The sequence below is a fragment of the Pseudonocardia sp. EC080619-01 genome (genome assembly GCF_001420995.1).
Taxonomy (GTDB): domain Bacteria; phylum Actinomycetota; class Actinomycetes; order Mycobacteriales; family Pseudonocardiaceae; genus Pseudonocardia.
The window spans coordinates 4,668,013-4,681,686 of record NZ_CP012184.1 but is presented as its reverse complement, the minus strand read 5'-3'; the positions used below and the strand labels follow the sequence as shown (position 1 = coordinate 4,681,686).

At 75.1% G+C, this 13,674-nt stretch carries 14 protein-coding genes; 9 read left to right on the top strand and 5 right to left on the bottom strand.

Translation table 11 applies throughout. The annotated features are described in order from the left end of the window. Nucleotides 1-2 precede the first annotated feature (2 nt). The 5 genes from AD017_RS21990 to AD017_RS21975 all read right to left on the bottom strand — a co-directional run bounded on the left by AD017_RS21990 (nucleotide 3) and on the right by AD017_RS21975 (nucleotide 4,976). Nucleotides 3-881 carry an ABC transporter permease gene (locus AD017_RS21990; protein ID WP_060575368.1) on the bottom strand — a complete coding sequence of 293 codons (879 nt, stop codon included), beginning with the start codon at nucleotides 879-881 and terminating at the stop codon, nucleotides 3-5. Continuing rightward, a complete protein-coding gene (locus AD017_RS21985) occupies nucleotides 878-1,885 on the bottom strand; it encodes an ABC transporter permease (protein WP_060575366.1) in 1,008 nt (335 codons plus the stop codon). The genes AD017_RS21990 and AD017_RS21985 overlap by 4 nt, the downstream gene beginning before the upstream one ends. Further along, a complete protein-coding gene (locus tag AD017_RS21980; protein WP_060575363.1) occupies nucleotides 1,866-3,500 on the bottom strand; it encodes an ABC transporter substrate-binding protein in 1,635 nt (544 codons plus the stop codon). The genes AD017_RS21985 and AD017_RS21980 overlap by 20 nt, the downstream gene beginning before the upstream one ends. Before the next feature lie 192 nt (nucleotides 3,501-3,692). Then, a complete protein-coding gene (locus tag AD017_RS37500) occupies nucleotides 3,693-3,761 on the bottom strand; it encodes a putative leader peptide (protein ID WP_369821697.1) in 69 nt (22 codons plus the stop codon). A 114-nt stretch (nucleotides 3,762-3,875) separates the two neighbouring features. Continuing rightward, nucleotides 3,876-4,976: an LLM class flavin-dependent oxidoreductase gene (locus tag AD017_RS21975; protein WP_060575361.1), complete on the bottom strand. Its 1,101-nt coding sequence runs from the start codon at nucleotides 4,974-4,976 to the stop codon at nucleotides 3,876-3,878. A gap of 520 nt (nucleotides 4,977-5,496) precedes the next feature. Between AD017_RS21975 and AD017_RS21965 the strand changes: the two genes are divergently transcribed. From AD017_RS21965 to AD017_RS21930, 9 genes are all read left to right on the top strand, one after another. After that, nucleotides 5,497-6,615 carry an LLM class flavin-dependent oxidoreductase gene (locus tag AD017_RS21965; RefSeq protein WP_060575358.1) on the top strand — a complete coding sequence of 373 codons (1,119 nt, stop codon included), beginning with the start codon at nucleotides 5,497-5,499 and terminating at the stop codon, nucleotides 6,613-6,615. 126 nt (nucleotides 6,616-6,741) lie between these two features. Then, nucleotides 6,742-6,849 carry a putative leader peptide gene (locus tag AD017_RS37495; RefSeq protein ID WP_010243110.1) on the top strand — a complete coding sequence of 36 codons (108 nt, stop codon included), beginning with the start codon at nucleotides 6,742-6,744 and terminating at the stop codon, nucleotides 6,847-6,849. Nucleotides 6,850-7,005: 156 nt separating this feature from the next. Next, complete coding sequence (locus AD017_RS21960; RefSeq protein ID WP_060575357.1) at nucleotides 7,006-7,845, top strand: ABC transporter permease subunit; 840 nt, start codon at nucleotides 7,006-7,008, stop codon at nucleotides 7,843-7,845. Beyond that, nucleotides 7,842-8,555 (top strand): ABC transporter ATP-binding protein, encoded by a 714-nt coding sequence (locus AD017_RS21955; RefSeq protein WP_145982567.1) that lies wholly within the window; start codon nucleotides 7,842-7,844, stop codon nucleotides 8,553-8,555. Before AD017_RS21960 ends, AD017_RS21955 begins: the two co-directional genes overlap by 4 nt. Next, nucleotides 8,545-9,606, top strand: coding sequence for an ABC transporter substrate-binding protein (locus tag AD017_RS21950; protein ID WP_060575354.1), 1,062 nt, complete (start codon nucleotides 8,545-8,547; stop codon nucleotides 9,604-9,606). Before AD017_RS21955 ends, AD017_RS21950 begins: the two co-directional genes overlap by 11 nt. After that, on the top strand, nucleotides 9,603-10,712 hold the full coding sequence (locus AD017_RS21945) for an LLM class flavin-dependent oxidoreductase (protein WP_060575353.1): 1,110 nt from the start codon (nucleotides 9,603-9,605) through the stop codon (nucleotides 10,710-10,712). Before AD017_RS21950 ends, AD017_RS21945 begins: the two co-directional genes overlap by 4 nt. Before the next feature lie 321 nt (nucleotides 10,713-11,033). Continuing rightward, nucleotides 11,034-11,921 carry a MetQ/NlpA family ABC transporter substrate-binding protein gene (locus AD017_RS21940; protein ID WP_010243120.1) on the top strand — a complete coding sequence of 296 codons (888 nt, stop codon included), beginning with the start codon at nucleotides 11,034-11,036 and terminating at the stop codon, nucleotides 11,919-11,921. After that, on the top strand, nucleotides 11,921-12,997 hold the full coding sequence (locus tag AD017_RS21935) for a methionine ABC transporter ATP-binding protein (protein WP_060575351.1): 1,077 nt from the start codon (nucleotides 11,921-11,923) through the stop codon (nucleotides 12,995-12,997). Before AD017_RS21940 ends, AD017_RS21935 begins: the two co-directional genes overlap by 1 nt. Continuing rightward, nucleotides 12,994-13,656 (top strand): methionine ABC transporter permease, encoded by a 663-nt coding sequence (locus tag AD017_RS21930; protein WP_060575349.1) that lies wholly within the window; start codon nucleotides 12,994-12,996, stop codon nucleotides 13,654-13,656. The genes AD017_RS21935 and AD017_RS21930 overlap by 4 nt, the downstream gene beginning before the upstream one ends. The last annotated feature ends 18 nt before the right edge of the window (nucleotides 13,657-13,674 follow it).

Sequence of the window (13,674 nt, the reverse complement as noted above, 5' to 3'; positions counted from 1 at the left end):
GGTCACCTTCCGGGTTCGAGACGGGTCTGCAGGGCGCGGCCGAGGGCCGTGGCGGTGACGGCGAGCGCGACGACGGCCAGCCCGGGCAGCACGACCAGCCAGCCGGCCACACCGACGTAGCCCCGGCCGGCCTCCAGCAGCGCGCCCCACTCCGACGCGGGCGGAGCGACCCCCAGCCCGAGGAACGACAGGCTCGACGACCACACCACGCACTGGCCGACGGAGAGCGCGAAGACCGCGACGAGCGGCCGGAGCGCGTTCGGCAGCACGTGCCGGGCGACGATGCGGGCACGCCGGTGACCCAGTGCCGTCGCCGCCTCCACGTACGGCGAGTTCCGCACGCCGAGCAGCTGCGCCCGCACCATCCGGGCGTAGCCGGGCGCGACCCCGGTCCCGACGGCGACGACGAGCGTGCCCGGCGCCGGCCCCAGCACCCCGACGAGCAGCAACGCCAGCAGCAGGGTGGGGAAGGCGAACAGCACGTCGATGACGCGGTCCGCCGTTGCTGCCACCGGGGCCGGCGTCAGTGTCGCGGCGAGCGCCAGCACCAGCGCGAGCACCAGCGCCACCGCCGCGGCGCCGAGCCCGATCACGAGCGACTGCCCGGTCCCGTGCACGATCCGGGTGTAGAGGTCCCGGCCGATCTCGTCGGTGCCCAGCCAGTGCGTCCACGAGGGCGGGCGCAGCGTGGCCGACAGGTCGATCGCGCGGGGGTCGCGCGGGGCGAGTACCGACGGTGCGAGCGCCGCGATGGCGAGGACGGCCGCCGCCGCGAGCGCGGGCAGTGCCCCGGCGGCGCCGCGGCGCCGCGGGCGCGGTGCCGGGGCGCTGCTGGCACCGCCCTCGGGGGGTGCCGGTGGTCGTGTCTCGGTGACGGTCACGCGTCCACCCTCGGGTCGATGAGCGGGTACAGGGCGTCGAGTACGAGGTTGATCACCACGTAGGCGATCGCGGTGAGCACGACGACGCCGGTGACGATGGGCAGGTCCTGGGACTCGACGGCGGTGACGAGCGTGCGGCCGACCCCGGTGCGGGTGAAGACCGTCTCGACGATCACGGCGCCGGAGATCGTGGCGCCCAGCGCCCACCCGGTGAGGGTCAGCGGTGCCAGCGCCGCGTGCCGTAGGACGTGGCGCAGCCGCACGGCCAGGTCGCCCGATCCGCGCAGCCGGGCCGTGAGGACGAACGGCTGGCCGAGCACCCGCTCGAACTCGGTGCGGGTGGACTGGCCGAGGAACCCGGCCAGCGGGAGGGCCAGCGTCAGTGCCGGCAGCACGAGCCCGGTCGGCCCCGATCCGCCGACGACCGGGAACCAGCCCAGCCCGAGGGCGAACACCAGCACGAGCACCACACCGAGCCAGTACTGGGGCAGGCCGGCGAGCACCGACTCGACCGCGGCACCCCAGCCGCTGACGACCGGACCGCGTCCGGCGGTGAGCAGCACCCACACGAGCATCAGCACCCAGGCCAGCACCAGCGCGGTCGCGCTGAGGGCCAGAGTCGAGGGGACCTGCTCGGAGATCACCTCCCAGACCGGCCGGTGCTGCTGGTAGGACGTGCCGAGGTCGCCGCGGGCCAGGCCCGCGAGGTAGTCGAGGTACTGGTATAGCGGTGACCGGTCGAAGCCGTACTCGGCGTTGATCGGGGCGAGCTCGTCCGGCGAGCGTTCCTGCACCTGGCCGGTGCGCAGGTTCAGCACCGCCGTGGCCCGGTCACCGGGCTGCGCGAGCTGGGCGAGGAAGGCGGCGGTCGCCGCGCCCCACACGACCAGCACCGCCGAGGCGATCCGGACCGCCCACCGGCGTGCCGCGGCACGCCCGCGGCGGGCGGGGCTCCGTTCCGGCGGGGCGGTCCCCGGCCCCGGATCAGTCGACGTGAGCGTCATGGAAGATCGGCCCTCCCTGGGACTTCTCCTGGCGCACACCGTGGAGACCGGGCCGCACGGCGAGGGTGCTCAGCCGGTCGTAGACCCCGATGGACAGCGCGCGGTCGGCGATGTATTGCTGTGCCGAGCGGTAGAGACCGGCCTGGGCGGCCGGGTCCTGCTCGGAGTTCGCCCGGACGATCAGCTGCTCCAGGGCGGGGTCGTCGTAGAAGGCGGAGTTCGCCTTGTTCGGCGAGTCCGGCAGGTCACGACGCCAGTTGACGTGCAGGATGCCGGCGTTCACCGCGGTCCAGTAGCCGATCATCAGGTCGTAGTCGCCCGGGCCCGAGTACGCACCGGCGGCGGCCGCGCTGGGCGGGTACGGGACGAGGCGGACCCGGAAGCCGACGGCCTCGGCCTGCTGCTGCAGCGCCTGGATGATCGCCGCGCCGTCCTGGTTGATCGTCCGGTTGACCGCGTACGGGAAGACGACCTCGAGCGGGCGGCCGTCGCGCTCCCGGACGCCGTCGGGGCCCGGGAGCCAGCCGGCGTCGTCGAGCAGCGCCGCAGCCGCGGCCGGGTCGTGGTCGTACCGGGCGGCGGCCCGCTCGTCGTAGCCGGGGGTGGCCCGGCTGACCGGGCCGTTGCCCTCGTACGGGATGACGCCCTTGCCGACGGCCTCGACGGCACCGCGGCGGTCCAGGCTCAGCGCGAACGCCTGGCGGACCCGCTGGTCGGTGAAGGGGCCGCGCTCGGTGTTGAAGCTGATCTGCTGTGGACGGCCGCCGGTCACGTAGCGGTGCAGCTCGAAGCCCTCGGCCTCCAGGTTGCGCCACTCGAAGGCCTGCACGTCGTACATGGCGTCGATCTCGCCGGAGCGCAGCGCAGCGGTGCGGGCCGTCGGGTCGGCGATGAACCGCCAGTCGATCCGCCGCACGTGGGCGGGACCGGTGTGCTCGGCGTTCGCCGGGGCCCAGTCGTAGTCGTCGCGCCGGAGCAGCTGGATGTCGCTGCCGCGGTTCCACCGGTCCACGACGAACGGGCCCGAGCCGATCGGCGCGGTGCAGTTCTCCTCCTCCGAGCGGGTCTCCAGCGCACGCGGGGACTGGATCCCGAAGTACGGCTGGGTCATGTTCTCGGCGAAGCGCGGGTAGGGCCGGGTGAGCCGCACCGCGACCGTGCGGTCGTCGAGGGCGTCGGCGGAGTCGAAGTAGGAGCCGATCCAGGCCTGCACGGTGGAGTTGCCGCCGTCGACCCAGTGGTCGAAGTTGCGGGCGACCGCGTCGGCGTCGACGGGGGTGCCGTCGCTGAACGTCGGGCCGTCGCGGAGGGTGAACCGCCAGGTCAGCCCGTCCGGGTCGACCCGCCACGACTCGGCCAGCCAGGGGACGACCCGGCCGTCGTCGTCGAGGGCGACCACGTTGTCCAGGATCTGGCCGGACAGGTAGGCCTGCTCGATCCAGCCGCCGTACACGCAGGGCGGCTCCTGCTGGTGCCCGTAGACGATCGTGTCCGGTGTGGACGCCGGCGCGGCGGCCGCGGGATCGGCCCCGGCGACGGGTGCGCAGGCGACCACGCACGGGAGGAGCAGGGCGGCCAGGCAGGTGAGCAGGGCGCGGCCGGGTGGCGGTCTCACGACGGGGAGTCCTCGGGGACGAGCGGGCACGGCGGTGCCCGGGCGCGAACGGGTACGCGAGGTACCGGCGTCAGCGGACCGCGCCGGTGGAGGCGTCCCGGGGGAACGGGGCCGGCGGGCGCCGGGGGACGGCGCGGCGCGGGCCCGCGCACGGCGGCGCGCTCGGGGCGCCGCCGGCGATGAGGGCCGGGATCAGCCCCGACAGCCGGCGCTCGAGGTACGCAGGAGATCGACGTGGCGTCGTGACACCCCGTGGAACATGATCCTCCCCCGTCATCCGGACGAACCCACCGTAAGGACTCGTGCTCCGGTCGTGTCAACGGCGCGGCCCCGAGTGTGATCCACGCTGCACACCGGCCCCCGGCCACGCCCGGCTCAGGTACGGACGGTGATTCCGGCGGCCCGTCCGGCGTCCCGCGGGCCCCACAGCGCGGTCGACACCTCGCGCCGCACCAGCGGCACGACCTCGGTGGCGAACCGGGTCAGTACCTCCTGCTGCCGCTCGTAGGGCAGCACCGGGTTGACCGACACCGACTGCACGTCGTGCCGGTAGGCCGCGTGGTAGTCGAGGATCTTCGCCGCGACCTGGTCCGGGCTCCCGACCAGCGCGGGGCCGGACTCCACGGCCTCCTCGACCGTCGCGAAAGAGGTCACCTTGCCGGGCCGGTCGTCCCCGGCGTGGGCGGCGCGCAGCTTCGCCGCGAAACCCTCGTACACCGGCCGGTACTCGGCGATCGCCTCCGCGTCGGTGTCGGCGAGGAACAGGCCGCCGGACCCGGAGCCGACGTAGCCGGCGGCGGGGTCGTGGCCGTGCTCGGCCAGCTTCTCCCGGTAGCGGTCGATCAGGACGCGGTAGTTCTCCCGGGGCTGCAGCGCGTTCGCCGAGAATATCGGGTCGCCCCAGCGGGCGGCCAGGTCGACGGCGGCGGTGGAGGTCGCCGAGCCGTGCCAGATCCGGAACGGGCCGTCGTAGGGCCGCGGGAACGTCGTCACCCCGGTCAGGTCCGGACGGTGCGTGCCGGACCAGTCCACCCCGGACTCCCGGAGCAGGCGCCGGAGCAGCTCGTAGTTCTCGGTGAGGTACTCGTACTGGCGGCCGAGCTCGAGACCGAACATCGGGAAGTGCCGGTCCTCGTTGCCCTTGCCGATCACGATCTCCAGCCGCCCGCCGGAGAGCTGGTCGACGGTCGCGTAGTCCTCGGCGACCCGGACCGGGTCGAGCAGCGACAGCACGGTGACGCCGGTGGAGAGCAGGATGCGGTCCGTGGCCTGGGCGATCGCGCCGAGCAGCACCGTCGGTGCCGACGACACGAACTCACCGGCGTGCCGCTCCCCGACGGCGTAGGAGTCGAAGCCCAGCCGCTCCGCGAGCACCGCCGTCTCCACCACCCGGGACAGCCGTTCGTGCACGCCGATCAGCTCACCGGTCACCGGGTGCGGGGCGTGCGGGACGATGTCGAGAACCTGGAACCTCACGGGTGATCCCTCCCGGCCGGGCCGTCCGCCGGACTCCGGCGGCGGGGTGCACCGAGGGGACCGGGCGCCGGGCGGATCGTGGGGTCCGGGGACGGCCGGTGGGCCGGGCCGTCGCACGGGCACCGGACGTCCGGGCGGCCGTCGCGACGGGGCGGTCGGCACTGCCCGCGACGGTAGCCGAGGATCCGCGGGAGGCACACCGGCGCCGCCCGGGATCCGCCGGACGCCTTGCGGTGGGGCTCCGCGGTGGCGAGGATCGAGTCGTGGTCCGAGAGCTGCGCCTGGTGGCGCGCCTGCACGTGGACCTGGGCCGCACCCGGTCCGCCCGCTGTCGCTGATCCGCACCACCGTCCGCCGCCCCGGGGCCCGCCCCGCCCGCGACACCCGGCCACCGGCCGTCGCGTGGCCGGGACCGCCCCGCCGGACGGCACCGTCCCGGCCCCCGCACCCGTGCGGCCGCCGCCCGTTCCGCTCCCGGCCGTGCCACCGCGGCCGGCCACCCGAGCGACCGGAGGTCACCGTGCCCGTCCGCCCCGCCCCACTGTCGGTCCTCGACCTGTCCCCCGTCCCGGCGGGCTCGACGGTCGCCGATGCCTTCCGCAACACTCTCGACCTGGCCCGCGCCGCGGAACGGGCCGGGTACGCCCGGTTCTGGCTGGCCGAGCACCACCTGAACCCGGGCGTCGCCGGGGCGGTGCCCGCCCTGCTCATCGGCGCGGCCGCCGCGGCGACGTCGACGATCCGGGTGGGGGCCGGGGCGGTGCAGACCGGGCACCGGACACCGCTCTCGGTGGTCGAGGAGTTCGGCACCCTCGACGGCCTGCACCCCGGCCGGATCGACCTGGGGCTGGGCCGGTCCGGCGGGCCGCGCCCGCCGTCCCGGGAACCGGATGGCCGCAGCGCCCGGACCGTCGGCGGTGTGCTGATCCCGGCACCGGTGTCGCTCGCCGGGCTGGCCGCGTCCCCGCGGTTCCGGGCCCAGGCGGAGGCGTTGCGCCAGCCCGGCGCGACGACACCGGAGTACGGCGAGCTGATCGACGCCGTCCTCGGGCTGATCGCCGGCACCCACCGCAGCTCGGAAGGCGTGCCGGTGCGGGCGGTGCCCGGTGAGGGCGCGACGGTGCAGCCGTGGGTGCTCGGCTCCAGCGGCGGGGACAGTGCCGAGGTCGCCGGGCGGCGGGGCCTGCCGTTCGCCGCGAACTACCACGTCAGCCCGGGGACGGTGCTCGACGCCGTGCAGGCCTACCGGGACGCGTTCCGGCCGTCGGCGACGCTCGGCCGGCCGCACGTGATGGTGTCGGCCGACGTCGTCGTCGGCACCGACGACGGCCACGCCGCCCGGATCGCCGCCGGTTACGGGCCCTGGGTGCACAGCATCCGCACCGGAGCCGGCGCGATCCCCTACCCGGACCCGGACGCCGCCGCGGAGCTCCCCGTGGACCCCGACCTGGTCGCCGACCGGACCGGCACCCGGTTCGTCGGCGGGCCCGCGGCCGTCGCCGACGCGCTGGCCCGGCTGCAGGAGGTGACGGGCGCCGACGAGCTGCTGGTCACGACGATCACCCACCGGCACGCCGACCGGGTGACCTCGCAGGACCTGCTGGCCCGCGAGTGGGCGTCCCGCGACCACGCGGCGTAGCGCGCTCCCGCCATGCGGGAGCCCGCGCGGGCGGCCGCGGGCAGGAGTGTCCGGACACCCGGTCCCGGATCCCGACGACCGGACGTCCGGTTGTCCCGGTCCTGACGCCCGTGTTCACCTGCGGGAGTGACCGAGCGCGAGCAGTGGTGGGGACCGGTGTCCGGTCCCGGGCACCTGCTCACCCGGCGCCGGCACGTCGACCTGCTCCGGCTCGCCGGCTGCACCTGTCGCTGACGACCCGCTCACGCACCGCGTCCACACCGCCGCGTCCGGGCCACCGCGCCGCCGTCGCCACGGCGACCGTGCCGCTCCGTCCGCGCCGCTCCGGACCCGCCCCGCCGCGCGCCACCCACCGGCGGGGTCCCACCCACCGCGTCCCGGGAGACACCCGTGTCATCGACCACCCTCGCCCGCACCGCGGGCGACCGGCGCGTCGCCGCCCACCCGGCGTCGACGACCCGCCGCCTGCCCGACCTCCGGCGGTGGATCTCACCCGTCGCGATCCTGCTGGTCTGGCAGCTCGCGTCCACCACCGGCCTGCTCGCCGAGGACGAGCTCGCCTCGCCGCTGCGGGTCGTGACCGCCGCCGTCGACGTGACGGCGAGCGGCGAGCTGCCCGAGGGCCTGCTCGTCTCGCTCGGACGGGTCGCGACCGGGCTCGTCCTGGGCCTGGTCGTCGGGGTCGGGCTGGGTCTGCTGTCCGGGCTGTCGCGGTGGGGCGACCACCTGGTGGACCCGCCGGTGCAGATGCTGCGCACCCTGCCGCACCTCGGTCTGGTGCCGCTGTTCATCCTCTGGTTCGGCATCGGTGAGCTGCCGAAGGTGCTGCTCGTCGCGCTCGGGGTGCTGTTCCCGATGTACCTCAACGTGCACGCCGGTGTCCGCGGGGTGGATCCGAAGCTCCTGGAGGCCGCGTCGGTCTCCGGGTTCACGCGGGCCGAGCGGCTGCGGCACGTGGTGCTGCCCGGCGCGATGCCCTCGACGCTGACCGGGCTGCGCCTCGCGCTCGGGATCGCCTGGTTGTCGATCATCGTCGCGGAGACGACGTCGGCCGACGCCGGGCTCGGCTACATGATCATGAACGCCCGGGAGTTCCTGCGCACCGACGTGATCGTCGTCGGGCTCGCGGTCTACGCCCTGCTGGGGCTCGGCACCGACCTGCTGGTGCGGAGGCTGGAACGGACCGTGCTGGCCTGGCGCCCCGCCGGCCCGGCGGGGGGCGACCGGTGAGCGCCCGCGTCCACGGTCTCGTCCGCGAGTTCGGGGGCCGCCGGGTCCTCGACGGTCTCGACCTGACGATCGGCCACGGCGAGTTCGTCGCCCTGCTCGGCCGCTCCGGCTCCGGCAAGTCCACCCTGCTGCGGCTGCTCGCCGGGCTCGACGGCGCCGCCGATCCCGGCGTGAGCGGCACCGTCGAGGTCCCGGGGTCGGTCGCCGTGGCCTTCCAGGAGCCGCGCCTGCTGCCCTGGCGCCCGGTCCGCGACAACCTGTCGCTCGGCCTGCACCGCGACCTGCACGGCGACACCCCGACCGGTGTGGCCGACCGGGCCCTCGCCGAGGTCGGGCTCACCGAGCGGGCCGACGCCTGGCCGCTGACGCTGTCCGGCGGCGAGGCCCAGCGCGCGTCGCTCGCCAGGGCGCTGGTCCGCGAGCCGGACCTCCTGCTGCTCGACGAGCCGTTCGGGGCGCTCGACGCGCTGACCCGGATCACCATGCACCGGCTCGTCCTGGACCTGTGGCACCGACACCGGCCCGGCGTGCTGCTGGTGACCCACGACGTCGACGAGGCGTTGCTGCTCGCCGACCGCGTGCTCGTGCTGTCCGACGGCCGGATCGGCCGCGAGCACCGGCCCGGCGAGCGCCCGCGTGACCCGGACCGGCTGTCCGCGTTGCGCCGCACCGTGCTCGACGAGCTCGGGGTGGTCGACGATGCGGCGTGAGCTCCGGCCCGCCGCACTCCTCGCGCCGGTGCTGGCCGCCGTGCTCACGCTCGCCGGGTGCTCGGGAGTCCCGGTGACCCGGCCGCCGGTCCAGCCGCCGGTGGAGGACTCCGCGCTCGGCGGCGTGACGCTCGTCGTCGGCGACCAGAAGGGCGGGTCGCAGTCACTGCTGCGCGCGGCCGGGCTGCTCGACGGCCTGCCGTACCGGGTGGAGTGGCGGACCTTCACCTCCGGGCCGCCGCTGATCGAGGCGGCCCGCGCGGGCGCGATCGACCTCGGCGGCACCGGCAACACCCCGGCGATCTTCGCGGCGGCCGCGAAGGCCCGGGTGCAGATCGTCTCGGCCAACCGCGGCAACGTCGCGAGCGACGCGGTGCTGGTGCGCGGCGACTCGCCGCTGCGCTCCGTCGAGGAGCTGCGCGGCAAGCGGATCGCCGTCGGGAAGGGCACCTCGGCGCACGGGCAGCTGCTCTACTCGTTGCGCGCCGCCGGCCTGACCCTCGACGACGTCGACCTCACCTACCTCGCCCCCGCGGACGCCTACGGGGCGTTCCGCCAGGGCGACGTCGACGCCTGGGCCGTCTGGGACCCCTACACCGCGCAGGCCGAGCTCGACGACGGCGCCCGGGTCCTCGCCGACGGCGAGGGCACCGCGAACGGGTTCGGCTTCCAGGTCGCGTCCAACGCGGCGCTCGCCGAACCGGCGAGGAGCGCCGCCGTCGGCGACCTGCTCGCCCGGATCGCGGCCGCGCAGACCTACTCCGACACCCACCGCGAGGAGCGGGCCGCGGTGTGGAGCCAGGAGACGAAGCTCCCGATCGCGGTGACCCGGCGCGCCGCCGAGCGCGGCCCGGACCTGCCCGTCCCGCTCGACGACGGCGTCGTCGCCTCCCAGCAGCAGCTGGCCGACGCGTTCACCGAGGCCGGCGTCGTCCCGGGCCGGGCGGACTTCGCCGCGTTCGTCGACCGCCGCTTCGAGGCGACCACGCTGGAGGCCGCCCGGAACGGGATCCCCGGCACCCCCACCGACACCCGAGGAGGCGCACGATGAGCGGCGCGATCGTCCCCCACTGGTTCCTGCCGACGTCCGGCGACGGCCGCACGATCGTCGCCCGGCGGCACGCCGACCGCGGCGAGGCCGGCAGCACCGCACGCGAGGCGGGCATCGACTACCTCGCCCAGATCGCCCGGGCCGCCGAGTCGCAGGGGTTCCACGGCGTGCTGACCCCGACGGGCACGTTCTGCGAGGACGCCTGGCTGACCACCGCGGCGCTGCTGCGGGAGACCCGCACGCTGCGCTACCTGGTGGCGTTCCGGCCGGGCGTCGTCTCCCCGACCCTGGCCGCCCAGCAGGCGTCGACCTACCAGCGGGTCTCCGGCGGCCGGTTGATGCTCAACATCGTCACCGGCGGCGACGCCGTCGAGCAGCAACGGTTCGGCGACCACGCCGACCACGCCGAGCGCTACGCCCGCACCGACGAGTTCCTGTCCGTGCTGCGCGGCGCGTGGGGCCCCGAGCCGTTCGACTTCGCCGGCCGGCACTACGACGTCACCGGTGCGACCACGCTCGCCCCGCCGGACCCGGTGCCGCCGGTCTACTTCGGAGGGTCGTCGGACGCGGCGCTCCCGGTCGCGGCCCGGCACGCCGACGTCTACCTGACCTGGGGCGAGCCGCCCGCGGCCGTCGCCGAGAAGATCGGGCGGGTGCGCAAGCTCGCCGACGAGCTCGGGCGCAGCCCGCGGTTCGGGATCCGGCTGCACGTGATCACCAGGGACACCGCGGAGGAGGCGTGGGCGGAGGCCGGCCGGCTGCTCGACGCGCTCGACCCGGCCGAGATCGAGCGGGCACAGGCGACCCTGCGGTCGAGCCAGTCGGTCGGCCAGCAGCGGATGCTCGCCCTGCACGGCGGGTCCCGGGACGCGCTGACGATCTCGCCGAACCTGTGGGCGGGCGTCGGGCTAGTCCGCGGCGGCGCCGGGACCGCGCTGGTGGGGTCGCACACCGAGGTGGCGGACCGGATCGCCGAGTACCACGAGATCGGCGTCGACGAGTTCGTGCTGTCCGGCTACCCGCACCTCGAGGAGGCGTACCGGGTCGGCGAGGGCGTGCTCCCCGAGCTCCGGCGCCGCGGGCTGCTGGCCGCGCCGCCCCGTTGATCCGCGGCGGGCCGCGACTGCGCCGTGAGCTTCGTCGCGGCGTCGCGGTCCGGGAGGTTCGTCCCCTGTAGGTTCGATGTCCGTGCCGACCGCCCCGCCGCGGCGGCCGCTCCCCACCCCGGGGCGGCCCGTCACCGGCGGCCCGGTCCTCCCCGTACGTCCCCCGGAGCACCCCGCTCGCGGCCAGCGTCCGGGCGCCGCCGGCCCGGCGCACGTCCCGTGCGCCGACCACCGGCATCACCGGCGCACACCACCCGACACACCGCCGCGCCGTCCCCCGCGGGCGCGATCCGCCCGCGGCCGGTGCCGAGAGGAACCCCGATGCGCCTGCTGCGCGCACTGACGTTGCTGATCCCCGCCGCCGTTCTCGCCGCGGGCTGCGCCGCGCCCGGCGAGTCGGGCTCCGGAGCCGGTGACGGGGAGGACCGGACCGTCCGGATCGGCGTCTCCGACGGCGCCGAGCCCTACTGGAACGTCTTCACGGAGAAGGCGGCCGCCGAGGGCATCACCGTCGAGCTGGTCAACTTCACCGACTACAACCAGCCGAACCCGGCGCTGTCCCAGGGCCAGCTGGACCTCAACCAGTTCCAGCACCTGCAGTACCTCGCGAACTACAACGTCCAGAACGACGACGACCTGGTGCCGGTCGGCGCGACCGCGGTCTACCCGCTGCCGCTGTACTCGGCGAAGCACACCGACCTGGCACAGATCCCGCAGGGCGGCCAGATCGTCATCCCGAACGACGCCGTCAACCAGGCCCGCGCGCTCAACGTCCTGCAGTCCGCCGGGCTGCTGCGCCTCACCGACGGCGGCACGACGACGTCGACGCCCGCCGACATCGACCGGGCCGCCTCGACGGTCACCGTCACGCCGGTCGACGCCGCCCAGACCGCGGCGAACCTGCCCAGCGCCGACGGCGCGGTCGTCAACAACAACTACGCGACCTCGGCGAACCTCACCGCCGACCAGGTGCTCTACGGCGAGGACCCGGACTCGGACGCGGCGAAGCCCTACATCAACCTCTTCGTCGCCCGCGCCGACCAGGCGCAGGACCCGGACTTCGCGACGCTGGTCCGGATCTACCACGACCAGCAGGTGCTCGACGCGGCCCGCAAGGACCTCGGCGAGGACGGTGTCTTCCGGGACAACACCCCCGAGGACCTGCAGCAGACCCTGTCCGGCATCGAGCAGCAGCTGCGGGCGGGCTGATGGGCACGCCGGCACCGCCGGCGGTCATCTCCTTCTCGGGGGCGACCCGCACGTTCCCGGCCCGCCGGGGCCCCGGGGTCACCGCCGTCGACGGCGTCGATCTCGACGTCGCCGAGGGCGGGATCACCGGCGTGATCGGCTGGTCCGGGGCGGGCAAGTCGACCCTCGTCCGGATGATCAACGCGCTGGAGCTGCCGACGTCGGGCACCGTCACGGTGCGCGGCCGGGTCACCTCGGAGCTGTCCGAGCGCGGCCTGCGCGAGCTGCGCGGCGAGGTCGGGATGATCTTCCAGCAGTTCGCGCTGCTGCAGTCCCGCACCGTGGCCGGCAACGTCGGCTACCCGCTCCGGGTCGCCGGCTGGTCCCGGGAGGCCCGCCGGGAACGGGTCGCGGAGCTGCTCGAGTTCGTCGGCCTGTCCGATCTCGCCGGGCGCTACCCGGCCCGGCTCTCCGGCGGGCAGAAGCAGCGGGTCGGGATCGCGCGGGCGCTCGCGACCTCGCCGTCGATCCTGCTCGCCGACGAGGCGACCAGCGCGCTGGACCCGGAGACCACCCGTGAGGTGCTCGCGCTGCTGCGCAGGGTCAACGCCGAGCTCGGCACCACCGTCGTCGTGATCACTCACGAGATGGAGGTGGCCGCGGCGATCTGCGACCGCGTCGTCGTCATGGAGGACGGTGCGGTCATCGAGCACGGCGACGTGTACGACGTGTTCGCCGTGCCCTCGCACCCGGCGACGAAGCGGTTCGTGCACGGCGTGCTGCAGGACGTGCCGTCCGCGGACACGGTGCAGCGGCTGCGGGAGCGCCACCCCGGACGGCTGGTGACGGTCGCCGTCGGCGGGACCGGTACCGGCGCCGCCGACGCCCAGGACGCCGTCGCCCGGATCCCCGCCGAGCACGGTGTACGCAGCACGGTCGTGCACGGCGGCATCCGCGAGCTCGCCGGGCGTCCGGTGGGCAGCCTGACCCTCGAACTGACCGGTGCCGACGCGGCCGTGCAGGCCTGCGTCGACGAGCTGTCCCGGGCCGCCCGCGTGACGGAGCTGTCCGTGAACTCCCAGGAGCCGTCCGCATGAACACCGACTGGGCCGGCCTGCAGCCGGTGCTGCTGCTGTCGATCCTGCAGACCGCCTACATGGTGTTCTGGACGATGCTGATCGCGGGCGTGCTCGGCCTGCTGCTCGGCGTCGCCCTGCACACCACCCGCGCGGGCGGGCTGTTCGCGAACCGGTTCGTGTTCACCGTGCTCAACGTGCTGGTGAACCTGGTCCGGCCGATCCCCTTCATCATCTTCATCACGGCCGTCGGGCCGGTGACGCTGCTGGTCATGGGCACGACGATCGGCACCCGGTCGGTGCTGTTCCCGATGATCGCGATGGCGACGTTCGTGATCGGCCGGATCGTCGAGCAGAACCTGGTGTCGGTCGATCCCGCCGTCGTCGAGGCGGCCCGGGCGATGGGGGCGAGCCGGTCCCGGATCGTGTGGAGCGTGCTGGTGCCCGAGGCGCTGGCCCCGCTGGTGCTCGGCTACACCTTCATCTTCGTCGCGGTCGTCGACATGTCGGCGATGGCCGGGTACGTCGGCGGTGGCGGGCTCGGCGACTTCGCGATCTCCTACGGCTACCAGCAGTTCGACTGGCCGGTGACGCTGCTGACGGTGGCGATCATCGTCGTCGTCGTCCAGCTGGCGCAGCTGGCCGGGAACACGATCGCGCGCCGGGTGTTGCACCGGTAGGACACCGTTCGAGGAGTC